We start from the raw sequence: 21,387 nt of genomic DNA on the forward strand, positions 1-21,387 counted from the left end.
CTGGTTTACTTCTGGAGCACAAAGGCCTCGAAGGGGCGCATGGTCACGGCGCCGTCGGGGGCGCTGCCGGGGTAATTGTCGATCAGGCACCGGGCCCCGGCAAAGTCGGCGGGAATGGCAAAGGCCGCTTCCTGATCCGAGAAATTGCAGGCAATCAGGTAGTCCTCGCCGGTCTCGGCCAGGGTGCGCCGGTAGGCGAAAATCTGGGGATCCTCCTCCGCTAGCAGCTGGAAGGAGCCGTACACCAGCCCCAGATGGGCTTTGCGCAGGGCGATCATCTTCTTGTAGTAGTTGAGCACCGAGTCCGGGTCTTTTTCCTCGGCGGCGGCGTTGATGGCGGTGTAGTTGGGGTTCACCTGGATCCAGGGGGTACCGGCGGTGAAGCCGGCGTTGGGAGAGTCGTCCCACTGCACCGGGGTGCGGGCGTTGTCCCGGCTGCGCAGGGCCAGGCACGCCATCATTTCGTCTGCAGAAATCAAGCCTGCGCCGGTCAGCTCCTTGAAGGCGTTGAGACTTTCGATATCCCGGTACTGGCTGAGATCTTTGAAATAGGCGTTGGTCATCCCCAGTTCATCGCCCTCATAGATGTAGGGAGTACCCTGCAGGCTCAGCAGGCAGGTGGCCAGCATCTTGGCGGAGAGGGGCGAGTCATCGCCCCAGCGGGATGCAGCCCGGGGCTGATCGTGATTGCCCCAGAACAGGCTGTTCCAGGCTTTGCCGTCCAGGCCAGTCTGCCAGTGACTGAGAATTTTCTTGAGCTGCATAAAGTCGTAGCGCTTGGTGGTCCACTTGCCCAGGGGCCCGTCCCCAATGCCGACGTGCTCAAACTGGAAGACCATGTTCAGCTCCTTGCCGTCCAGCCCCGCATACTGGGGGGCGTTTTCCACCGTGGCGCCGGGGGTCTCGCCCACCGTCATGATGTCGTATTTCGAGAGAACCCGCCGGTTCATCTCCTGCAAAAATTCATGGATGCGGGGCCCATTGACATAGTAGGGACCGCCATTGCCATACAGTCCGTGTTTCTCGCCATCCGGAAAGCGCTGGTCCTTGGAAATCTGACTGATGACGTCCATCCGGAACCCGTCGATCCCCTTGTCAAACCACCAGGTCATCATGTTGAACACTTCGTCCCGGACTTTGGGGTTCTCCCAGTTCAGGTCGGGCTGCTTGGGGGAGAACAGGTGCAGGTAATACATATCGGTCTGGGGGTCGTATTTCCAGGCCGAGCCGCCGAAGCAAGCGCCCCAGTTGTTGGGCTCGTGGCCGTCTTTGCCCGGCTTCCAGATATAGTAGTCTCGGTAGGGGTTATCCACCGACTTGCGGCTCTCGATGAACCAGGGGTGCTCGTCCGAGGTGTGGTTCACCACCAAATCCATCACAATCCGGATGCCCCGCTGATGGGCCTCGGCCAGCAGGGCGTCGAAGTCCTCCATGGTGCCAAACCGGGGGTTGATGGCCCGGTAGTTGGAGATGTCGTAGCCGTTGTCATCCATGGGGGAATCCATGATGGGGCACAGCCACAGCACATTGACCCCCAGATCCTTCAGGTAATCCAGCCGGGAACGGATGCCGTTCAGGTCCCCGATGCCGTCCCCGTCCGAGTCCTGGAAGCTGCTGGGGTAGATTTGGTATACGATGCTTTCTTTCCACCATTTGCGGTCCATGGCAAAGCCTCCTTATTCTGCGGGGATGGTGACCCCGTCGTCATCGTAGCGGTCATAGCTGGCCCCGGGCCAGCCGATCATCCGGATGGTGGCGGGGTCGATTTCGGCCACCGTCTGGGCGGCGTCCGCCACCGGGATGCAGGCGCCCTTGCGGATGAAGAGGGGCACCTCATTCAGGGCCACCTTCACAAAGTGGGTGCCGGCGGGCAGCACTTCCTGTGTGATGCGGCCCTCGGGGCCGAACTTGACAAACAGCATCTCCTCGGGCAGGTAGACCATCCGTCCGATGGCGTTCTGGGTGTAAACCGGGGCGATCATCACCTGGTCGCCCAGCATCAGCTGGTCCTCGGTCTGGGCGGCGATTTCGTCCTCGGGGTAGACAAAGGCCAGGGGCCTGAACATCATATCGCCGTTCAGGGCCGCCTTCATGTATTCGCTGTATAGGTAGGGGATCAGCCGGTAGCGGGTCTCGATGACGCTGCGGAAATCCTCGGGGCCTTCAAACTGGTAGAACTCCTGCCGGCGGGTGTCGCTGCCCGAGTGGTTCCGCATCAGCGGGGTAAACACCCCCAGGGCCAGCCACCGCAGCAGCAGATCCCGGCTGGTGTCGGCGTTGAAGCCGCCCAGGTCGGCCCCCACATACAGGAAACCGCACATATTGAGGGAGGGCAGCATCTTGAGGTTCAGCAGCAGGTGGCTCCACCAGGAGTGGTTGTCGCCGGTCCAGACGCCGCCGTACCGGTGCATCCCGATGCAGGAGGACCGGGAGAACAGCAGGAACCGCTTGCCCGGGGCAATGCGGGCCAGCCCCTCCGAGGCGGCCCGGGTCATGTTGTAGCCGTAGAGGTTGTGGACCTGGTCGTGGCGGACCATTTTGCCGTCCACCTTGTGATAAAAGTGGGCGTAGTCTTCCGGCGCATTGGACAGATTGAGCCAGCCGATGGCCTGGCCAAACTGATCGATGGTGCCGTCTTCATGGGGAACCGGCGGATGATCCAGCCGCTCGGCCAACCCCTCCCGGGAGTAGAAGATGGCGGGCTCGTTCATGTCGTTCCAGAAGCCCTCGATGCCGCAGTCGGTCAGGGCCTTGTACTGGCTGCCGAACCAGGCCCGGGCCTCGGGGTTGAGCACGTCGGGGAAGTGGCTCCACCCCGGCCAGACGGTTCCCTCAAAATCGGTTCCGTCGGCCCGCTTGCAGAAGTAGCCCTTTTCCTTGCCCTCGTCGCAGACCGAATAGCCTGCTTCCTCCTTGACGCCGGCGTCGATGATGGGCACCAGCCGGACGCCCTGCTCTTTCATCTTGGATACAAAGCCGGGGAAATCGGGGAACTCCTCGGGGTTGACGGTGAAGTCCTTGTAGTGGTCCATGTAGTCGATGTCCATGTACACCATGTCCAGGGGGATGCGGGCCTGGCGGTGTTTGGCCACCACCTCTTCAAAGTCGGCCCGGGTCTTGTAGCCGTAGCGGCTCTGGCCAAAGCCGAAGGCAAACTTGGGCGGGATGTAGCTGCGGCCGATGACGGCCCGGAACTGCTTGACCACATCATAGGCGCTGTCACCGGTGATGACGTAAAGGGCCAGGTCGGCCAGGTCACAGGTGACTTCCAGCCAATCCCTGCGGGTGAAGCCGATGTCAAACCGGATCCGGGCGGGGTAGTCGAAGAACAGACCCAGATTCTGCCGGCCCGAGATCACGATGAAGTTGTGGGCGGCGTACATCCGCTGTTTGCTTTCGGTGTGGAGGCCGTCGTCCACATTGTCGCTGACGTAGACAAAGCTCCGCTTATTGATGCCGCGGTTGGCTTCGCCCAGGCCGTAGACCCGGTCGCACTCCGCCAGGGGGCAGGCAAAGCAGAAGCCGGTCTCGCTGGTTTTGACCGTTCCCACAGGGGGTTCGCCCTGGCTTGCAGGGATTGGTGCGACCACCGATTCGGTGTCAAAGGGGATACCATAGAGATACTTTTGAATCATACCGTTCTCCCAAATAAAAGTGACTGAGTGGTTGTTTTGTCAGACAGAGCGCCCCGTCTCCAGAGCGCTCTGAAAGAATATAAATTAGCCCTTGACCGAGCCCACCACAATGCCGGAAACGAAGTACCGCTGCAGCAGGGGATAGATCAGCAGCAGCGGGATAACTGCAACAACGATCTTGGCTGCATTGAGGTTGGTGTTTCCCAGGGCGGCGGAATCCACCACGGCAGACAGATTGCCCTGCTTGATCAGATCTTCCACGTTGATCTGCAGGCTCTGGATATAGGTCATCAGGGGGTAATAGGTGGCTTTGGACATGTAGATCAGGCCGCTGTAGAAGTCGTTCCAGCTGCCCACAATGCTGAACAGGGATACGGTGGCCAGAACCGGCTTGGAAATGGGGATGAAGATCTTGGTTAGAACCTGGAGCGGGTTGGCGCCGTCAATGAAGGCGGCTTCCTCAAGCTCTTTGGGAACGGCAGCAAAGAAGTTCATCCTGGACAAAGGTGTCATAGCTGTTGACGGTCAGGATGTCGGGCAGTTCGCCCGAGGCGATGCAGGTGGCCAGCTGGTTGGTGTAAGCGTCGCCGGATGCTTCAAAGCTGTCCACCAGATCCACGTTGAGCTTGGATTCAATGTAACGGGTGTAGGCGTTGTCTTCAAAAGTCTGCCCTTCAGGGAACAGGGCAGCGGCGGAAGGTTCTGCAAAACGGCCCAGGGTGATGGTCAGGGTGTCCACATAGGCTCCGTTTTCGTCCTTGGCCACAGAAACAGCGGCGGATTCATTGCCGCCTCCGCAGGCGGTCAGTGCGGTGAGTGCGCAGGCAGCGGTGGCAGCCTACAAAAACGATCTGCGCGAAATCTTTCTCATGATAAAACCCTCCACGATGTTCAGCCAGATTTTCAGGAATTTGTTTTTTGTCTGCCCCATCCGGGACCCAAAAAACAAATCCCCTTCCAGTTTGTATATGTCTCGTTCTGACAGGCTGCGCAGCGTGTCTTTTTGACGAGCTCATTATACGAAACCGAAGAGGATTTGAAAAGGGTTTTGCGCGACGTTTCCTACGAAACTGATAAATACCACAAGAATTATTTGTGGGTTTTGTGCAGATCTTTTGACTGGGGCGCGGCGCTGGGGGTTGATTCGCGCACCGAGTCGCGGCGGATCAGCGCGACCGGCTGAACGTAGTTTTTACACGCAACCGGCTCCTGCCGGATCAGACGCACCAGCAGTTCCACAGCTGCCTCCGCTTTGGCCGGGACATTCTGACGCACCGTCGTCAGAGGGGGACGCAGGAGCTCTGCATAGATGCAGTCGTCAAACCCGGTGACGGATACCTGCTCCGGCACCTGTATGCCGTGGTCCTGCAGATAATTCATCACTTCCGCCGCATCATAGTCAGAGGCCAGGGCCACAGCCCCGGCCTGGACAAAGCGATCCAAATAGTGGCCGTACATGACACGGCGCAGAGAAATATCCTCGGGGAGAAGAATATGGCGCTCTTCTCCGCAGTCAATCCCGGCAGAGCGCATCTGATGCTGAAATCCTTTCCAGCGGTAATGGTCTCCGCCGACATCACACTCGGCGGCAAAGATGGCCTGGGTGTACCCGTTGTCCAGCAGATACTTTGCAATCATGGCACCGCCGCCGAAATCATCGATCCCCACGTTGACGTAGTGATACTCTGCCTCGGGATAGGTGTCAATCAAGACCATATATTTGTTGAGCTGCCTGCGCAGCTCCTTGTATTTCTTTTCGTCAAGTCCCAGGACGACAAGACCATCCACATTCCATCGGGAGGCAATCTCTGCCACCTGGTCCGTATTTTTGTCCTGGCCATCGATCAGCATGACGTAATATCCGTTTCGATGGGCTGTCTCTTCTACACCAGACAGAAGTTCTGCCACAAATGTATCGCGCAGAGCAGGAATTCCGTGGACACAGCTGTAGCCCAGCACCAGTCCAATGATGCAGGATCCTTTGCGGGTTAGGCCACGGGAAGATGTATCCGGGACATAGCCCTCCTGGTTCAGAATTTCCGAAATTTTCCGGATCATCTCCTTGGAAACTTTTTTGGTGTTGCCGTGCAGCACATTGGACACTGTTGTCCGGCTTACACCGACTTGATCTGCAATATCCTGCAAACGCTTCATAGCTGTTCACACACTCCCTGTTTGATCAGTTGAAACGCAAATGGTTTTCAACGTAATCATAGCATATTCATACAGTAATTGCAATCCGAATGATCCTTTGATCTTCAATGAATTCTGGACTCAAATAAAGACTTTTTTGATATTAATACCCAGTAGTGCTTAATCATCTGTTTGCAGGATGATGAAAGCAAGAAAAATGCCTGCCTTTTCATAAGCCCGGCAGAATGAATGCAGCATAATGAAAATCGTTTTGATAGAAAATTGTGTGGAACATTCTGCCAATTTCATCATTTATAAAGGAGATGGAGATTTATGAGCGAAAAGCTGGACCGCATGAAAGACCAAAAGGAAAAGGCCGAACAGAAACTACGCTACTACCAGCACCAGGAAAAAATGCTGGAGCACCGGATACCAGAGTTGACTCGCAAAGCCCGAACCCATCGTCTCTGCACCCGCGGGGGAATGCTGGAAAGTTTTCTGATCTGCCCGGGAGAGCTGACCAATGACCAGGTGATGGAGCTGCTGAAACTTTCATTTCGTCAGCAGGAGGTCGTACTGGCCCTGGCCAACAATATGGGAATATCACTTTCGGTCAATACCGAAGGTGACGCTCTCGCTTCTTTTTTGTTATTAGGCTTGGATAAGCAGGGGATTAGCCCAGCAGGTGCTGTGGGAATGTGCATAACTTGTATGTTGATTTTCCGAGAGCCAGGATGTATAATGATTTTAGTTAGTATTAACTAACCTTGATTTCGGCTTCTGAAAGCAGATATGGAATATTAGAGTTTTTTCATCAATAGCTGCAAGCCGGAAGGATTGATGGACAGGTGGATAATTGATGGAATGTGTAGCTCCAATCAAACCTGGCTGACAGCTTTTCTCTCTGAAACTGATTTTCCTAAAGTTATCATCGACTCAAATACGAAAAAGCGCTGTCTTTGTGCGCTGGCGATTCGAGAGAATATGGGGTGTTTGGGCAATAAATAACAGAGAAGTTTCTTATAAAGATAGGAGGATTTCCATGAACTGGACGCGCAGCATTCTGGACGGGTTTGCTATGGCAGCTTACTTTAACCTGTTTGCTGGTTTGGTGGCACTATATCGCCCCCGGCTGATGTTCCCCTGTTATCCATCCGCCATCATCAAGGCGGCGAAAGAGCCGCCCATCAGATCGGAAAAACGTTTTTATTGGCTTTGGATCTGTTTTGGGGAGTTGCTGCCCCTTCTTCTTTATGGCGCTGTCAGCGCTGTGGAGGGCGGAACAACAGGATTTTGGCATCTGGCTCTGACCGGGTATATCCAATGGATAATGATTAATTTCTGTGATCTGTTCTTTCTGGATTTTTGGCTGATCCAAAAGAAAGCAAAAAAACAGTTTATCATTCCCGGAACTGAGGGACACCCCAGTTATGCGTTCAAAGCTTGGATGAAAGGTTACGCTCTGCCGGAGCACCTGCTCCAGTGGACGTTTTTGATGTGCCCCATCCTTGCGGCGGCCCAGGCAGGACTGGGGGTACTTATTGATATGTTTTGGTGAGCTGTAAGAAAAGAAGATACATTGCATCAATATGGGTGGCAAGTACAAACTCGTACCTGCCGCCCATATTTATTTTGCCAGTTGCATTCTGATCTCACGGCTTCCTCGGCGGATACCTCGACAGGCTCAAAGTCTTAAGTCAGGTGTATATTTTGGTCGATAGCTTGGCGGTGTGTCCATTCAAATTAAAGGTTAAAAGTCTCGCGTCACAGCCAAATGAGGGTACTAATAGTTTCCTGATCGTCTTGTTAGGACTGCAGATGTTGTCAATGGCCTCTTTCAGCGTTGACTTAATAGGATGTGTCTTTGTAAGTGCCATATCTGAATCAGCTTTTCCAGCAGAACTCTTCCATATCGGCCTGATAAGCGGAGCATTGACCCGCTTGGCGATTTGGTTTCTGTTCTGGCAAATGGCAGACAGGAACTTATCCATCTCTTTGGTGTGAAAGTATACCTGAGTATACAAGCTTACGCTCTGGATGTTAAACGGATTGGTTGAGAAAGTAGAGGTTTACAATGCAGAGAAATGAACGGTATGTGGGAGTAGAGGCTTCGCATCCACTATAACCATGTGGGAGAAAGCACGCTTTCTAAAATATTACCCCTGCCAATTCCTGATGTGACCGTCAATACCCAGAAGAGAGTGTTCATTAGCTGCATCCCGGCTGAAATCGCTGGATAAAAATAATAAAAACGAGTGTTCTTACAGCTTTTCAAATGCTGTAGGAACACTCGTCATGATATGGGGCGGGAGACTGCAAAGACATCCTTCCTGGTGAAAAGTTTTCCGTTACAGTTGGCACAGTAGACCACGCCCTGGCCCCGAAACTATTTTTCATCCGGAAGCCCGCCATATGTAAGCTGAACCTCAACAACTAACAGAATGCCGAAATGTTTTAGAACTCCAGGGCTGAGTAGAAATGCGCAGTTTTTAAGTTGAATTATCTAAGAAGAAAACGGCTGGATTAGAGACTTTTGCTAATATTACCAGGAATTAAAAGAACTGGTTTTTTATTTTTCGGCAATGAACTCATACTCCGCAGACTGACAGCCAAAGTGGAAAGATTATGAAGCATCGCGGATGTGGCGGGGGAGATTATGCCGGCCATACCCAAAGCGATCAGGGTGCCATTAAAACCAATAACAAAACGGTAGTTGGAGTGAATGCGTGTCATGAGTTCCAAGGAAATTCGACGCAACTCCACCAATTCCCAGAGACTGTCGGCGGCGATGGTAATATCCGCGATTTCCCGGGCTATGGCTGCACCATCGCTAATAGCGATGCCGGCATCTGCTTCCGATAGAGCAGGGGAATCGTTGATACCGTCTCCAACCATCAATACCGTATGGCCAGATTTCCGGAGATGTGCGATAAAATCGGCTTTGTCAGCAGGGAGCACCTCGGAGCGGAATTCATCCACTCCAACCTGAGCAGCAATCGTAGAAGCCGCGCGATGGCTGTCTCCTGTAAGCATGATAAGATTAGTAATGCCCAGTGTGCGGAGCGCAGCAAGAACGCTTTTGGCTTCTTCCCGCAAGGGATCAGAAATACAGATTACTGCAGCTAACTGCCCGCCGATCGACAGGTATAGATGGGAATACTCCGGAGGAAGATTTTCAAAACGTTCGGCCTCTCCAGCTGGAATCACACAATGTTCATCTTCAAATATAAAATGGGCACTACCGATGAGGACACGTTCACCATTTACAGTACTGGCAATCCCATGTGCTACTAGATACTCCACCTTGGAATGATATTCTTCATGAATCAAGCCGCGGATCTTTGCCTCTTCCACAACGGCATTGGCCATAGAATGGGGAAAATGCTCCTCCAGACAAGCGGCCAGGCGCAGCATCTCGGTCTCTGTTTTCCCGCCAAAGGGTATCACCTGAACGACTTTTGGACATGCGTGGGTCAAGGTGCCCGTCTTATCAAAAACGATTGTGTCCGCAGCAGCCACTGCTTCCAGAAATTTCCCGCCTTTTATGGTGATATGGGATTTTCCAGCTTCGCGCATGGCGGAAATTACCGCCAGCGGCATGGCTAATTTTAAAGCACAGGAAAAATCCACCATCAGCACGGATAGAGCCCGAGTAATATTCCGACTGAGAATAAAATTAAGAATACTGCCGGCAAATGTATAGGGAACGAGTTTGTCGGCAAGGTTGGCTGCTTTGCTTTCAACAGAGGATTTTAGTTGCTCCGACTGTTCAATCATGTGGACGATCTGGTCGTAACGGCTTTGTCCGGAGGATTGTTTTACTTCCAGAACGCACTCGCCTTCTTCCAGTACAGTTCCTGCATAGACCATGCTTCCAGGATGTTTTGGTACAGGGATTGATTCGCCGGTGAGGGAGGACTGGTTGACCGTGCATTCACCTTCCAGTATCGATCCATCTGCTGGAATGATTCCCCCTGCACGAACAATCACAGCATCTCCCGGCTGAACTTGAGAGATCGGAACCAGAATTTCACCCTGTGGAGTTCGTACCCACACTCGATCAACATTCAGAGACATACACCGTGCAAGGTCTTCCACCGATTTTTTTCGGGTCCACTCCTCCAGCAGCTCGCCTATTTCCAGAAGAAACATGACCATTCCTGCTGTCCCGAAGTCCCTGCGGCACACGGAAATGGAGATGGAAAAAGCATCCAGAAGATCGACCTTTATTGTTCGATGGAGGATGCAGAGTAGTCCGCGCTTTACAAAAGGGATCATATGCCACAAGACCCGGACAATTCGTACAGGCGGCGGGAGAAACAAGGCGGATGCGGCTTTGCACAAGACTTTGCTCACCAGCTTTTCTTCAAACTCCCGATTTAATGCCCGGGTACTGTGTGCAGAAAGTGTGGGTGACAACTTGGCGTCCGACCAGGAAAAACGGCGGAGTTCGTCCAGGACGGTTTGCCGGGAGCCACTGTAATAAAGAATTACACAGCAGGTACGTTCATGGACAGAGACTTGCCGAGTCCATGGCTTTGCCTGAAGCCAGGCCTCCAGAAGATCCGCCTGTGCGAGGGTCATCCGTTTTTGCCTCAGTTTTAGCCGGATACGGCCACGGCTTTCATGCAATATGGTTGCGTTCATTCGGTTCTCCTTTACAAAAAAGGGGAGCCGCCCATGCAGCTCCCTCTCAGGATATATCAGGTTTCGTCGCTTTCAAGGCTGGCGGCAGTAGTCTCTTCTGCTTCCAAGGCTGCTCTGGCCTCGTTCATATCTTTGGCCGAGGCCAGAATATCTGCGGCATTTTCCTGAACGGTAGTAACGGTTTCCATCACGGAATCCTTCATTCGGAGCCCGGCAGCTGTCACATGTACATACGCCTTTTTGGCGTCCTTGCTGGACAACAGCTTCACGCCAAAAGATCCGAAAAGGGCCCCGCCTACAAAACAAGCCAACTTTGTGTAAATGTTCATTGCAATATATGTCCTCCTTTATTTGCGTTTGTAACCTGTAATCATAACCATGATCATACAGAGGAGCGCACCCCAAGCCCAAAATCGATGCTGTTTCACTGCAATGCCTCCCATCTCAAGTTTCAGGCTGTATTTTAATCATTATACAGACAGATGTTGCAATTGTCTTTATTAAAAAAGACTCGGATCGCCGGAATCGGACATTTTTTTGAACTGGCCCGGTGTCATACCGCAGTATCTTTTGAATACAACGCTGAACTGACTGGCGCTGTCGTATCCTACAGCTTGCGCGACTGTAAGGATGGGCAAATTTGACTGACGCAAAAGTTCGCACGCACGATGAATCCGCTGCTGTGTCAGCCAGCGGTGGAGAGGCTGCCCATACATACGGCGAAATCCAGTTTTCAAAGAAGTGGGGGAGAGGGAGAAACGGTGACATAGAGAAGGAATAGTATGTTTTTCTTCCAAATGGCTTTCCAGATAAGCTCTTACTTGAGAAATTGAGAGGGATGGATAGGCGTTGGATGATGTTTCAGAAAGAACTCCGGCAGTGGAAGTGTTCGCACAAAATAAATACAGTAACTCTACCGTTTTAAACACACAGTATCCCTCACGATGATCCGGTGGCAAACGTCTCAGATCCTCAAATAACGCTTTAGCCCAGGGAATATCTGTGAGAATGGCATAACCATTTTGATTTGTTATTTTTTTGCGTATCGCATGGATGTCCAGTTTCAGCCCCAAGATCTGGCAGATGGAGGACAGACTGGATTGAGCAGCACTGGGGTTCACGGCTATTAGAACGCCTTGCAGATCCTGACTAATCTGAATAGAGCACAGTTTGGATTCATCAGAAAGAAGGAATATTCCCTGTGCTTGAAGTATAATGGGACAGGTGCTTGTGGATTCGACAATCAGTTGCCCGCCTGAGCAAAAGAACGCTTCAAAATGATGTGTGTTGGATAAAACCGAGAGCTTCAAGCGCTTGTCTTGGGAACAACCTTGTAGATGAATCTGGCAAATTTTTACGCCGGGCAGACTGGAATTCCATGAAATATGTTTTTGATTGGATAAGTACTCGTACAACATATCTGCTCTCCCATAGGATAAATAGGACAGAACAAACAAGATGTGTTTTAAAAACTGTTCTAACGAGAATCAATACAACATAAAGCGAACCGGCGGAAAATGGGAGGAATTCAACCGGTTCGCTTTTTTGAAGAGTGCTTGAAATAGGGGAGGAAAACACTCTTACCAGTGTATTTGGGATGTTTATGTCAGAGATGCGCCCAATGCGCGGCAGGCCGACAGGATATCGTCATCCGGAGATTCGTTGCAAATTACGCTATCGCAAATAAGATTGGCTCCGTCATCCTGACAGCGGCTCTCCCAGCTGCGCATCCATTCACCATCGCCCCAACCGTAAGAGCCGAACAAGGCGATGTTCTTTCCGCTCAGCCTTCCTTCGCAGGCACTGAACATGGGCTCGAACTCGCACTCTTCCAGCTGCTCTGCTCCCATAGCGGGGCAGCCAAATGCGATAGCATCATATTCGTTTACCTGTTCTGGAGAAAATGCGGCGGCCGTAACTAGGGATACTTCTGCACCCTTCTCTTTGGCACCCTCAGCAACGGCCGAAGCCATAGCTTCGGTATTGCCAGTGCTGCTCCAGTAAACAACTGCAACTTTACGCATAGAACATAACAACCTTTCTTTTTTTGTTTTTAGAGTTTGAACCATCAAGCTGTGATGAATCCTCGACGGTTTTCCCTCGCTACTACGGCTAATCACAGCGCAGAAAAGCATCTGCCGATTGCTGTCTAATCGCATCGGTTAGTTATGCATAACTAACCGATGCGATTATTATATAGTTGGAATTAGAAATTGTCAAGAGGAAAACATCTGAAGAGTTTGTTTCTTTAAGGCATCTCTAACACAGCAGGAGAGATGGAGAGCTATGGATGTTTACTATGTTGTCTTGGAGGGCTGTTATTCAGGGTGAAAATGAATTGAAAAAGACTTGACCGGTTAACTAGTACTAACTATAATCGTATATAGAGTACCACGATTTTTAAGGAGGGAGTATGGAAAAATACAAAATTGAGAAGAATTCTGTTCAGGAAACGCTCATTATCCCGCTGTATGGCCGACGGCTCTGCTCGCAACGATTTCCCGAACTTTATCAGGATACAACGGCGGCAATGCTGATAGAGGAAGTAGAGTGTGACTTTTCACGGTTGGAACGGCACTCAAACAGCCTGATGCATACCTTCGGTGCTCTGGAGGTTGCTATGCGCCAGAATGACCTCGCCTGGGAGGTGCGAAACTATCTTAAAGTCCATCCCAAAGCTGCAGTCATCAATCTGGGATGCGGTTTGGACAATACCGGGCGAATCTGTGACAATGGCCATTGCAGCATCTGGAACATCGATCTGCCGGAAGTCATTGAGATTCGGGATCGCCTGCTTCCTGCCGGAGAAAGAGAAAAAAACCTGGCCTTTGATTTGAAAAATCCGAGCTGGATGGAAGCCGTCTGCACCGACCCTGCGGAGGGGGCAGTACTATTTGCCTCCGGAGTTTTTTACTATTTTACAACAGAAGCAGTTAAATCTTTGACCATAGATATCGCAAAACGATTCCCTGGAGGGCGACTTGTTTTTGATGCAGCCGGACAAGCAGCAGTTCGACTGATGCTGAAAACTTGGGTGAAGCAGGCGGGTATTCGAGATGTGGGCGCCTATTTTTCCGTAAAGAACGCCAAACAGGAGTTGGAACCTTGGTCGCAGCTTTTTTTGGTTTCCAGTCGGGGCTATATGCTGGGCTATCAATCGCTTCATGCTCCAGCGGTTCGGCCTATCCACCGACTGCTGGCAAAGATGGCCGATGAACTCATGCACCTACAGATCGTCCGGATAGACTTTGCAGAATACATTTACGATTAGATTGGAGTAGGTTATGCTGATTGAACTATGGCAAGGACTGCTGATTCCTTTTGCGGGGACGACATTGGGTGCGTTCTGCGCTTTTTTATAAAAGATAATTTAAAGTGGGCTGGTATAGCGTGTACTTATCGGCTTTGCGAGGTGATAGCAGAGGCTTCCATCTGGAGTCTGCTGCCTGCAATGGAACAAACATCTGACATGGAAAGATGGTCTTTTGTACCTGCAGTTGTTGAGTTCTGGCTCGGCATGGTATTCCTGCTGGGGTTAGAACGGTTAATACCGCATCTGCATCGCGGAGGCTTAGTGGTTGAGAAAATCAAAAGCTGTCTGGGAAATTAACACCAACTGTGGCGCTGGGAGCTTAAATGAACATCGGCAAAGGGGGAGAAAATGGATTTAAAATACTTGCCACAGATAGGGGGTAAGCAAACGTTTTTACGATTCTAAATGAAATCAAACTATTTCGGATCTCTGTTCGTCCGGATCTGAAAGGAGTATTTTTATGACACTTGCAGAATTTCGCCAGGTTTATCCTGAGGATGCTTTTATAGTCAGTAGTGGAAAAACATTTCTCTATCGTTACTATAAAAATCCTGAAGCCAGAGCAACTCTGGTGCTGCTTACTGGCGGTATTGGCTTATCGGATCTGTTTTACCGGCACTTTGACCGATTTTCCAGAGACTTTTCGGTTTTGACCTTTGATTATCAAATTCCCTTTGCGGACAATGGCGAGTTTGCTGATGCTGTAGTGGAACTGCTACACAGTCTGAGGGAAAAAGTTTGGTTGGTGGGACAGTCCTTGGGCGGCGTTGTAGCTCAAATTATTGCTCAGCGTCACCCGGATGTAGTAGAGGGTTTGGTTCTCTCGAATACCTGTTCACTATCCGGCAGCATGAGCGAGGCCGGGTATCGGGACCTGATGAGAATACTTGAGGGCCAACAGAAGTTCAGAAAGTGGCTGTCTATCCTGCCTTTTTCCGTCATTAAACAGATTATGAAGTGGATGGTGCTGAAAAACACAACGGAAGACTTTACGCCAGAGGAAAAGGCAGGAATAAAGGAAATGTGCGATTCCATGCTGGAGCTGCTCACTAAACCTTATGAGGCGCATATGATCGACTTTCTGATAGACGCGAAGCACTACCTTGATTTGACCCGGGATGATTTCGCTACATGGGAAGGTAGGGTGCTGTTGATTCTGTCAAGAGACGATACAACATTCACCCCTGCCTGTAAGTATGACCTAATTAACCTGATGCCCAACCCCACAGTAGTTGAAAGGCTGACCGGTGGACATTTGGCTCTGATGGTGCGGTTGGAGGACTATATAGACTTGGTGACCGAATTTATCAAAACTCGCTCTGATTAACACCCCAACGAAAGATTCAAACAGGAAGTTTTTAATTCTGTCCATGGAATTTTCTTGTGCTGCATTATATATGCTGTCAGGAAGAATCCCTAAAAAGAAGGAGGAGTCGCTATGCCCAAATTAGGTGTTGTGGAAGATACGCTATTTATCCCCATGTTGGGCAGGCTCTACGCCAGTGAGCATTGCCCGCAAATCTTATATGATAAAAAGGCTCTTGAGCTGAAGGAAAAGCTGCCGTCCAATGTGCTGCAACAGGAGAGTCAGAGCCAGTATACCTTGATCGCCTCCGCTGTTCGATCTGCCAATATGGATCGGTTCATCCAGGCGTTTCTGGCGCGCAAACCAAATGGTGTGATTGTCCAAATTGGATGCGGTTTGGAAACAACCTATAATCGTTGCGATAATGGACGAACACTCTGGTATGCTGTGGATCTGCCACAAGTGATGGAATATCGTCGAAAACTGCTGCCAAAGGCAGAAAGAGAAGTCTATCTTGTTGGTGATGCCTTTGCTGAGAATTGGATCAGGAGAGTCCGAGCCGATGTGCCAGATGCCCCCCTCTTGATCATTGCGGGCGGTCTATTTCACTATTTCCAAGATACTAAAGTCCTGGGAATGTTCCGAATGCTCTGCCAGTTTGGAGATATAGAGATTGTTTTTGACACGGTGAGCAAAAGCGGCATGACCATGATGAGGAAGAAGTATATGAAGCAGATGGGGCATGCGGATGCTGAGATGTTCTTCTATGTGAATTCAGCGGTGGAGCTGGCCGAAAAAATCGGCGGCGGGGTCGAGGTTCTTGCTGAGGAAGCCTACTATCGCCATACCCCCAGAAACGGCCTACAATTTTCCACAAGGATCAGTATGTTGTTTTCAGACCGTTTGCGGATGGTAAAAATGATCCATCTGAAGTTGTAAGAATAAAAAGGGCAGGGGGATCCATAGGCAACTACAAAAATTTCTCTTGACGACAGGTTGTGAGTCCTGTATAATCATCACAAGGTTAGTTATAACTAACGAACAAAATAATAAATGGAGGCAAGCCTTATGTCCCTGATTCAGAAAGAAATTGCTGATTTTACCGTTCAGTGCTATCAGAACAACACCTTCCGTGCCGTTAGCAAATCGGATGTTCTGGGCAAGTGGGGCGTATTTTTCTTCTACCCTGCCGACTTTACCTTTGTCTGCCCCACAGAGCTGGAGGATCTGGCCAACCTCTACGAGAAATTCCAGGCGGTGGGCTGCGAGATTTATGCAGTCTCTTGCGACACCCACTTTGTCCACAAAGCTTGGCATGACGCCTCTGAGCGTATTCAGAAGATCCGGTATCCCATGCTGGCTGATCCTACCCATTGCCTATCCAAGGATTTTGAGGTCTACATCGAAGCCGATGGTTTGGCGGAGCGTGGCAGCTTTATCGTGAACCCGGAGGGGAAGATTGTGGCCTACGAGGTCAACGCCGGCAACGTGGGCCGTAATGCCGACGAGCTGCTGCGGAAGGTTCAGGCCTGCCAGTTTGTGGCGGAGCATGGGGACGAGGTTTGCCCCGCCAAGTGGCAGCCCGGCGCCGAGACCCTGAAGCCCAGCCTGGATCTGGTGGGGCAGCTGTAAGCTATGGAACAGATGGAACATCTCTATGATGTGGTGGTCATCGGCGGAGGCCCGGCGGGACTGACTGCCGCCCTCTACCTGGCCCGTGCCCGTTATCGTGTGGTGGTGGTGGAACAGGAACGCTTCGGCGGACAGATCACCATTACCTCGGAGGTGGTCAACTACCCCGGCGTGGAGCGCACCAGCGGTGCTGAACTGACCGAGACCATGCGCAGACAGGCGGAAGGCTTCGGCGCGGAATTCCTGCTGGCAGAGGTCACCGGCCTGGAACTGGAGGGCGATGTGAAAACCGTCCGCACCAGCCGTGGGGCGCTGAGCTGCTTCGGCGTGTTGCTGGCCACCGGCGCCCATCCCCGCATGGTGGGATTCCGGGGTGAGGAGCAGTTCCGGGGCCGGGGCGTGGCCTACTGCGCCACCTGCGACGGAGAGTTTTTCACTGGAAAGGATGTCTTTGTGGTGGGCGGCGGCTTTGCCGCAGCGGAGGAGAGCGTGTTTCTCACCAAGTACGCCCGGCATGTGACCATCCTCATCCGGGGAGATGACTTCAGCTGCGCCCAGGCCACGGCGGACGCTGCCCGGAACCATGAGAAGATCACCATTCTCACCAATACGGTGGTGGAGGAAGTTTCCGGAGATACTGCGCTGCGCAGCATCCGGATGCGCAACACCAAGACCGGGCAGGAGACGGAGCATCAGGCGGCGGACGGGGAAACCTTCGGTGTGTTCGTGTTTGCTGGGTATGAGCCGGCCACCGAACTGGTCCGTGGTCTGGCTGAACTGGACGGACAGGGATATATCCTTACCGACCGCAGCCAGAAGACCACATTGGATGGTCTGTATGCCGCTGGTGATGTGTGTGTCAAGCCTCTGCGCCAGGTGGTTACTGCTGTGGGCGACGGCGCTCTGGCTGCCACCGAGTTGGAGCGGCTGTGCGCTGCCATGCAGCAGAAAACCGGTTTGCGGCCCCAGGCTCCCAAGAGCCGGACACCGGAACCGGAGGCCCAGGCACAGACGAAAGACGGTCTGTTTACTGGGGAGATGCTCTCCCAGCTCCACACGGTATTCGATCGGATGGTTTCCTCCCTGATTCTGCGGCTCTGCTTGGACGAAACACCTGTCTCCGCCGAGCTGGAGCACTATATGCAGGAGCTGGCTGCCCAGAGCGACAAGCTGTCGGTGGAGCAGGGCGATCCGTCCAAGGTCGAGCATCTTCCCTGTGTCCTGATCTGTCGCTCCGACGGCAGCTGGACAGGCCTGGCCTTTCACGGCGTGCCCGGAGGCCATGAGTTTACCTCCTTTGTCCTGGGGCTCTACAATGCGGCCGGACCGGGCCAGGCTCTGGATGAGGAGACTGAGGCGGCCATCCGGGCCATCCGGAAACCGGTGGAACTTCAGGTGCTGGTGTCCCTCTCCTGTACCATGTGCCCGGAGCTGGTGACGGCGGCGCAGCGTTTGGCTGCGGCTCATCCTGATATTTCCGCTCAAGTATATGATTTGAACCACTTTCCCGATTTGAGGGAGCGATATCAAGTGATGAGCGTGCCCTGCCTGGTGGTTAACAGTGGGGAAAAGATCTCCTTCGGAAAGAAGAATATCCGGCAGCTGCTGGAGCTGCTGATGCCATAGGCACAAAACGCGTCGCACGATTTGTGCGGCGCGTTTTTGCAATCGATTTAGAAATTAGAAAAATGATTTAGTAGTATTCAGAATTAAAGCAAATTTTTACAAGAACGAGACCGCCCTGAACAATCGGATGCCGTCCAAAAAGCAAAAAGTATTTTGAATAGTATTCGGTAATTCGCCCAGGCATCTGACTTGAAGTTGTGCAAAAAACCTTTGCCTCAGACCAAAGATTGTTAATCGGATTGAAGTTAGGATAATACCATAGAAGGCCGCACCCCAAGGCAGGAGCTCATTCCATCCAGTGAATCCAATCGGCGGCAAACAGGTTCTCTTTTAGGCACACAAAGTAGAAGGCTCCGCTCATAGGCGTTTCCGCCAGATCAAACCGGGCCAGCACCCCGGAATCCAATTCTTTGGATACTGCTGCCTCGTATAGAAACGAGATCCCCAGACCATCCGCGACCAGAGATCAATGATCTGAGCACACCGCAGCATGTTCTCCGGGAGAATGTTCGGCGAATGGACGGATTTGTACCCACGGTGGAGCCCGCGGAAACAGATCATAGAATGGTTTCGTGCTGTTGGTTTGTTCTTGACGGTAACATGGAAAGGAAGCATATGACTATGTACGATATAATCATCATCGGAGCAGGCCCTGCGGGTATCAGCGCAGGCATTTATGCAGTTAGTCGTGGAAAGCGTACATTGATTCTGGAAAAAGCCCAGGTGGGCGGTATCATTGGCAAAGTTTCCACTGTTACGCACTATACTGCCATTGAGAAGCAGGAAACTGGAGCTACATTTGCGGCTCGGATGAAAAAGCAGGCGCTCCAGGCCGGGGTGGAGATCGTTCAGGCCGAGGCTGTACATGTGGCGCTGACGGGAGAGGTTAAGTCTGTGACCGCGGACAGGGGCGTCTATGAGGCCAAGCGTATCATTTTGGCAAACGGCGGCACGCCGCGGAAACTGGGTATTCCCGGCGAGAAGGAGCTTGCCGGCAAGGGCATGGGCATGAATGCTGCCAGAGATGGCGCCGCCTATGCCGGAAAAAATGTGTATGTGGTGGGTGGAGCCGATGGTGCAGTGAAAGAGGCCCTGTATCTGGCTGGTTTTGCAAAGCAGGTGACAATTGTCCACTTTGAAGAGCAGTTGGGGTGCATTGCGGAATTCCGTCAAAAGGTAGCCGCTGTGGGCAACATCTCGGTGCGCCTGGCATCCCGCCTGCATGCCGTTTACGGGCAGGATCAGGTGGAGCGGCTGGAGATTGCCAGCGAGCAGGATGGCAGCATCGAAACGATAGAGGATCCCGGCTGCGGCATTTTTGTCTATGCCGGTATACTCCCCAACACCGAACTCTATACAGAACTGGCTTTGGAAGGTGGATACATCCCCACCAACGACAAGATGGAGACCGCCATTCCTGGTGTCTATGCTGCCGGTGATATCCGAGTCAAACAGGTTCGTCAGGTGGCTACCGCTGTGTCTGATGGAGCCATTGCCGCCATAAACGCTGCGATGGAACAATAAATATTGTTGTGTCTGGCGAATTGTCGCTGGATTATGATTATAAAACTCCCCAGAACCGCTGCATGGTGGTTCTGGGGAGTTTTGCTATACACTTGATAGATATCTATTATCTATGACCCTCTAAAATGGTTGACTGTATATTGGTACAATACTTGGGGCGTAGTGGCAGCCAGGCTGCTCATTGTCACAATATCTATCGAAAGCAATGCCTATAATTTTAGAAAAGTGCAGTCGGAGTAAGCTGCTGGTAAAAAGGACCCTTGGTACGTTTTGCTGATATGCAAAAATCTCAAAAGAGCCATCGGGAAAGACCTCCGCGCCGGGAATTCGGGAATTGGGGAGGCCTGTTACTCAGAGCATCAACCGAACAACCATCTTTTTTGGAAGGGCTCCTTCTGGATCATGCCGACATCATATCCCGTACCACGGATAGCGGCTGCAATGAGCTCCGGGTCCAGCTCTGCTTCAGAGATGACCACTGTCTGACATTTCGCACGGGAAGAACGAACCTTTTTCACCGGACAAGCTTTGCGTACGGCATCGTTGACATGGGACTCGCACATTCCGCACATCATTCCGTTGACTTCTATTGTATACTTCCACATGGGTTCTCATCCTTTCTCAATTCTGCAAGGTCAAACTGCGTTAGGATCAGCTAAGCGGTTAGGTGATTCTAACTATAGAATACACCTTGTAAGACAAAATTGCAAGGTATTGCCATGTAGGTTTCATACCGGCTCTGTTGAGTAAGATATTTCCAGTGGTAAATGTATTTATTCCAAGATGTTGTTGTCATGCCGGGAGGGGATTTCAGGGCGATACGGCCATTTTAGTAAGGAATCCATTGACTCCTCTTGACAAATCAAGAGGAGTGATTTATGATAACAGTGTTATATAACGATGTTATGCGGAGGGCAGAAATGGAAGAAAAAACTACTGCCACCTTGGAGAGGATCCAACAGGTTGCTATGGAGGAGTTTGCAGAGAAGGGATTTCTGGGGGCCTCCCTGCGTCAGATTGTGAAGCAGGCCGGTGTCACCACAGGTGCGTTCTATGGCTATTTTTCCAGCAAAGAGGCGCTTTTTGCCTCCATTGTGGAGCCTCACGCCGCCGCTCTGATGGGCCGGTTTATGAAGGCTCAAACTTCTTTTGCTGAGTTGCCGGAGCAGGAGCAGCCGGACCATATGGGGCTGGAATCCAGTCAGTGTGTCCATTGGATGGTGGACTACATCTGCGACCACAGGGAGCCAGTAAAGTTGTTGCTATGCAAGGCTGAAGGCACCAGCTATGAGCGCTTTGTTCACAACATGGTGGAAGTGGAGGTGGAGTATACTCTTCAGTACATTGAGGTACTGCGCCGCTTGGGGCGTGTATGTCCTACACTGGACGAGCAACTATGCCATATCATTGCTAGCGGGATGTTCAACGGCATCTTTGAGATTGTTATCCACGATATGCCCAAGGAGCGGGCCATGTGCTATGTGGATCAACTGCGGGATTTTTACACTGCAGGCTGGCTGAAGTTAATAGGCCAGTAACTGCTGTATCGGTTTTTAGTAAGATAGGGGCTT

The 21,387-nt window shown here is 51.7% G+C and carries 20 protein-coding genes; 9 read left to right on the top strand and 11 right to left on the bottom strand.

Annotated features, from left to right (window positions below; translation table 11 throughout):
• Positions 1 to 5: 5 nt before the first annotated feature.
• The 5 genes from JCM17207_RS01330 to JCM17207_RS01350 all read right to left on the bottom strand — a co-directional run bounded on the left by JCM17207_RS01330 (position 6) and on the right by JCM17207_RS01350 (position 5,789).
• On the bottom strand, positions 6 to 1,664 hold the full coding sequence (locus JCM17207_RS01330) for a glycoside hydrolase family 13 protein (RefSeq protein ID WP_238315670.1): 1,659 nt from the start codon (positions 1,662 to 1,664) through the stop codon (positions 6 to 8).
• 12 nt (positions 1,665 to 1,676) lie between these two features.
• Positions 1,677 to 3,635, bottom strand: coding sequence for a glycoside hydrolase family 31 protein (locus JCM17207_RS01335; protein WP_238315672.1), 1,959 nt, complete (start codon positions 3,633 to 3,635; stop codon positions 1,677 to 1,679).
• An 84-nt stretch (positions 3,636 to 3,719) separates the two neighbouring features.
• The gene (locus JCM17207_RS01340; protein WP_238315674.1) at positions 3,720 to 4,130 is read right to left on the bottom strand and encodes an ABC transporter permease subunit; all 411 of its coding nucleotides are present in this window, start codon (positions 4,128 to 4,130) and stop codon (positions 3,720 to 3,722) included.
• The gene (locus tag JCM17207_RS01345) at positions 4,096 to 4,401 is read right to left on the bottom strand and encodes a hypothetical protein (protein ID WP_238315676.1); all 306 of its coding nucleotides are present in this window, start codon (positions 4,399 to 4,401) and stop codon (positions 4,096 to 4,098) included. The genes JCM17207_RS01340 and JCM17207_RS01345 overlap by 35 nt, the downstream gene beginning before the upstream one ends.
• 323 nt (positions 4,402 to 4,724) lie before the next feature.
• On the bottom strand, positions 4,725 to 5,789 hold the full coding sequence (locus tag JCM17207_RS01350) for a LacI family DNA-binding transcriptional regulator (protein WP_238315678.1): 1,065 nt from the start codon (positions 5,787 to 5,789) through the stop codon (positions 4,725 to 4,727).
• 312 nt (positions 5,790 to 6,101) lie between these two features.
• Here JCM17207_RS01350 and JCM17207_RS13915 point away from each other — a divergent pair, with 312 nt between their 5' ends.
• Together JCM17207_RS13915 and JCM17207_RS01360 are read left to right on the top strand one after the other, a co-directional pair.
• Positions 6,102 to 6,533, top strand: a complete 432-nt coding sequence (locus JCM17207_RS13915) for a DUF3847 domain-containing protein (protein WP_444979630.1) — start codon at positions 6,102 to 6,104, stop codon at positions 6,531 to 6,533.
• Between the two features lie 277 nt (positions 6,534 to 6,810).
• Complete coding sequence (locus JCM17207_RS01360; RefSeq protein ID WP_238315679.1) at positions 6,811 to 7,326, top strand: hypothetical protein; 516 nt, start codon at positions 6,811 to 6,813, stop codon at positions 7,324 to 7,326.
• Between the two features lie 965 nt (positions 7,327 to 8,291).
• Here JCM17207_RS01360 and JCM17207_RS01365 read toward each other — a convergent pair.
• From JCM17207_RS01365 to JCM17207_RS01380, 5 genes are all read right to left on the bottom strand, one after another.
• Positions 8,292 to 10,415 (bottom strand): heavy metal translocating P-type ATPase, encoded by a 2,124-nt coding sequence (locus tag JCM17207_RS01365; protein ID WP_238315681.1) that lies wholly within the window; start codon positions 10,413 to 10,415, stop codon positions 8,292 to 8,294.
• Between the two features lie 56 nt (positions 10,416 to 10,471).
• Positions 10,472 to 10,744, bottom strand: coding sequence for a DUF6110 family protein (locus tag JCM17207_RS01370; RefSeq protein WP_087248792.1), 273 nt, complete (start codon positions 10,742 to 10,744; stop codon positions 10,472 to 10,474).
• An 18-nt stretch (positions 10,745 to 10,762) separates the two neighbouring features.
• Positions 10,763 to 10,858 carry a DUF6219 family protein gene (locus JCM17207_RS13930; protein WP_507762592.1) on the bottom strand — a complete coding sequence of 32 codons (96 nt, stop codon included), beginning with the start codon at positions 10,856 to 10,858 and terminating at the stop codon, positions 10,763 to 10,765.
• A gap of 57 nt (positions 10,859 to 10,915) precedes the next feature.
• Positions 10,916 to 11,833: a helix-turn-helix domain-containing protein gene (locus tag JCM17207_RS01375; protein WP_238315683.1), complete on the bottom strand. Its 918-nt coding sequence runs from the start codon at positions 11,831 to 11,833 to the stop codon at positions 10,916 to 10,918.
• Between the two features lie 183 nt (positions 11,834 to 12,016).
• Entirely contained in the window at positions 12,017 to 12,439 is a 423-nt protein-coding gene (locus tag JCM17207_RS01380) for a flavodoxin (RefSeq protein ID WP_238315736.1), read from the bottom strand.
• A gap of 389 nt (positions 12,440 to 12,828) precedes the next feature.
• On the opposite strand from JCM17207_RS01380, the gene JCM17207_RS01385 reads away from it, so the two are divergent.
• The 6 genes from JCM17207_RS01385 (at position 12,829) to JCM17207_RS01410 (ending at position 19,816) form a co-directional block, all read left to right on the top strand.
• The gene (locus JCM17207_RS01385) at positions 12,829 to 13,686 is read left to right on the top strand and encodes a class I SAM-dependent methyltransferase (RefSeq protein WP_238315684.1); all 858 of its coding nucleotides are present in this window, start codon (positions 12,829 to 12,831) and stop codon (positions 13,684 to 13,686) included.
• Positions 13,687 to 14,188: 502 nt separating this feature from the next.
• Positions 14,189 to 15,055, top strand: a complete 867-nt coding sequence (locus tag JCM17207_RS01390; protein ID WP_238315686.1) for an alpha/beta fold hydrolase — start codon at positions 14,189 to 14,191, stop codon at positions 15,053 to 15,055.
• Positions 15,056 to 15,166: 111 nt separating this feature from the next.
• On the top strand, positions 15,167 to 15,973 hold the full coding sequence (locus JCM17207_RS01395; protein ID WP_238315688.1) for a class I SAM-dependent methyltransferase: 807 nt from the start codon (positions 15,167 to 15,169) through the stop codon (positions 15,971 to 15,973).
• A 129-nt stretch (positions 15,974 to 16,102) separates the two neighbouring features.
• Positions 16,103 to 16,666: an alkyl hydroperoxide reductase subunit C gene (ahpC, locus tag JCM17207_RS01400; RefSeq protein ID WP_087385835.1), complete on the top strand. Its 564-nt coding sequence runs from the start codon at positions 16,103 to 16,105 to the stop codon at positions 16,664 to 16,666.
• Between the two features lie 3 nt (positions 16,667 to 16,669).
• Entirely contained in the window at positions 16,670 to 18,292 is a 1,623-nt protein-coding gene (locus JCM17207_RS01405) for an FAD-dependent oxidoreductase (RefSeq protein WP_238315698.1), read from the top strand.
• Positions 18,293 to 18,913: 621 nt separating this feature from the next.
• Positions 18,914 to 19,816 carry an NAD(P)/FAD-dependent oxidoreductase gene (locus JCM17207_RS01410; protein ID WP_238315707.1) on the top strand — a complete coding sequence of 301 codons (903 nt, stop codon included), beginning with the start codon at positions 18,914 to 18,916 and terminating at the stop codon, positions 19,814 to 19,816.
• Between the two features lie 359 nt (positions 19,817 to 20,175).
• Here JCM17207_RS01410 and JCM17207_RS01415 read toward each other — a convergent pair whose 3' ends face one another.
• Positions 20,176 to 20,421 carry a heavy-metal-associated domain-containing protein gene (locus JCM17207_RS01415; RefSeq protein ID WP_087249656.1) on the bottom strand — a complete coding sequence of 82 codons (246 nt, stop codon included), beginning with the start codon at positions 20,419 to 20,421 and terminating at the stop codon, positions 20,176 to 20,178.
• 315 nt (positions 20,422 to 20,736) lie between these two features.
• Here JCM17207_RS01415 and JCM17207_RS01420 point away from each other — a divergent pair, with 315 nt between their 5' ends.
• On the top strand, positions 20,737 to 21,354 hold the full coding sequence (locus JCM17207_RS01420; RefSeq protein WP_087385831.1) for a TetR/AcrR family transcriptional regulator: 618 nt from the start codon (positions 20,737 to 20,739) through the stop codon (positions 21,352 to 21,354).
• The last annotated feature ends 33 nt before the right edge of the window (positions 21,355 to 21,387 follow it).

The organism is Faecalibacterium gallinarum (assembly GCF_022180365.1).
In the GTDB taxonomy this organism is placed as follows: domain Bacteria; phylum Bacillota; class Clostridia; order Oscillospirales; family Ruminococcaceae; genus Faecalibacterium; species Faecalibacterium gallinarum.

What these genes read in the sequence shown, in the direction of transcription:
- JCM17207_RS01330 (WP_238315670.1), bottom strand. Translation starts at nt 1,664, where the DNA reads ATGGACCGCAAATGGTGGAAAGAAAGCATCGTATACCAAATCTACCCC.
- JCM17207_RS01340 (WP_238315674.1), bottom strand. Translation starts at nt 4,130, where the DNA reads ATGAACTTCTTTGCTGCCGTTCCCAAAGAGCTTGAGGAAGCCGCCTTC.
- JCM17207_RS01360 (WP_238315679.1), top strand. Translation starts at nt 6,811, where the DNA reads ATGAACTGGACGCGCAGCATTCTGGACGGGTTTGCTATGGCAGCTTAC.
- JCM17207_RS01410 (WP_238315707.1), top strand. Translation starts at nt 18,914, where the DNA reads ATGTACGATATAATCATCATCGGAGCAGGCCCTGCGGGTATCAGCGCA.
- JCM17207_RS01370 (WP_087248792.1), bottom strand. Translation starts at nt 10,744, where the DNA reads ATGAACATTTACACAAAGTTGGCTTGTTTTGTAGGCGGGGCCCTTTTC.
- JCM17207_RS13915 (WP_444979630.1), top strand. Translation starts at nt 6,102, where the DNA reads ATGAGCGAAAAGCTGGACCGCATGAAAGACCAAAAGGAAAAGGCCGAA.
- JCM17207_RS01375 (WP_238315683.1), bottom strand. Translation starts at nt 11,833, where the DNA reads ATGTTGTACGAGTACTTATCCAATCAAAAACATATTTCATGGAATTCC.
- JCM17207_RS01420 (WP_087385831.1), top strand. Translation starts at nt 20,737, where the DNA reads ATGGAAGAAAAAACTACTGCCACCTTGGAGAGGATCCAACAGGTTGCT.
- JCM17207_RS01395 (WP_238315688.1), top strand. Translation starts at nt 15,167, where the DNA reads ATGCCCAAATTAGGTGTTGTGGAAGATACGCTATTTATCCCCATGTTG.
- JCM17207_RS13930 (WP_507762592.1), bottom strand. Translation starts at nt 10,858, where the DNA reads ATGGGAGGCATTGCAGTGAAACAGCATCGATTTTGGGCTTGGGGTGCG.
- JCM17207_RS01405 (WP_238315698.1), top strand. Translation starts at nt 16,670, where the DNA reads ATGGAACAGATGGAACATCTCTATGATGTGGTGGTCATCGGCGGAGGC.
- JCM17207_RS01365 (WP_238315681.1), bottom strand. Translation starts at nt 10,415, where the DNA reads ATGAACGCAACCATATTGCATGAAAGCCGTGGCCGTATCCGGCTAAAA.
- JCM17207_RS01385 (WP_238315684.1), top strand. Translation starts at nt 12,829, where the DNA reads ATGGAAAAATACAAAATTGAGAAGAATTCTGTTCAGGAAACGCTCATT.
- JCM17207_RS01380 (WP_238315736.1), bottom strand. Translation starts at nt 12,439, where the DNA reads ATGCGTAAAGTTGCAGTTGTTTACTGGAGCAGCACTGGCAATACCGAA.
- JCM17207_RS01390 (WP_238315686.1), top strand. Translation starts at nt 14,189, where the DNA reads ATGACACTTGCAGAATTTCGCCAGGTTTATCCTGAGGATGCTTTTATA.
- JCM17207_RS01350 (WP_238315678.1), bottom strand. Translation starts at nt 5,789, where the DNA reads ATGAAGCGTTTGCAGGATATTGCAGATCAAGTCGGTGTAAGCCGGACA.
- JCM17207_RS01415 (WP_087249656.1), bottom strand. Translation starts at nt 20,421, where the DNA reads ATGTGGAAGTATACAATAGAAGTCAACGGAATGATGTGCGGAATGTGC.
- JCM17207_RS01335 (WP_238315672.1), bottom strand. Translation starts at nt 3,635, where the DNA reads ATGATTCAAAAGTATCTCTATGGTATCCCCTTTGACACCGAATCGGTG.
- ahpC (WP_087385835.1), top strand. Translation starts at nt 16,103, where the DNA reads ATGTCCCTGATTCAGAAAGAAATTGCTGATTTTACCGTTCAGTGCTAT.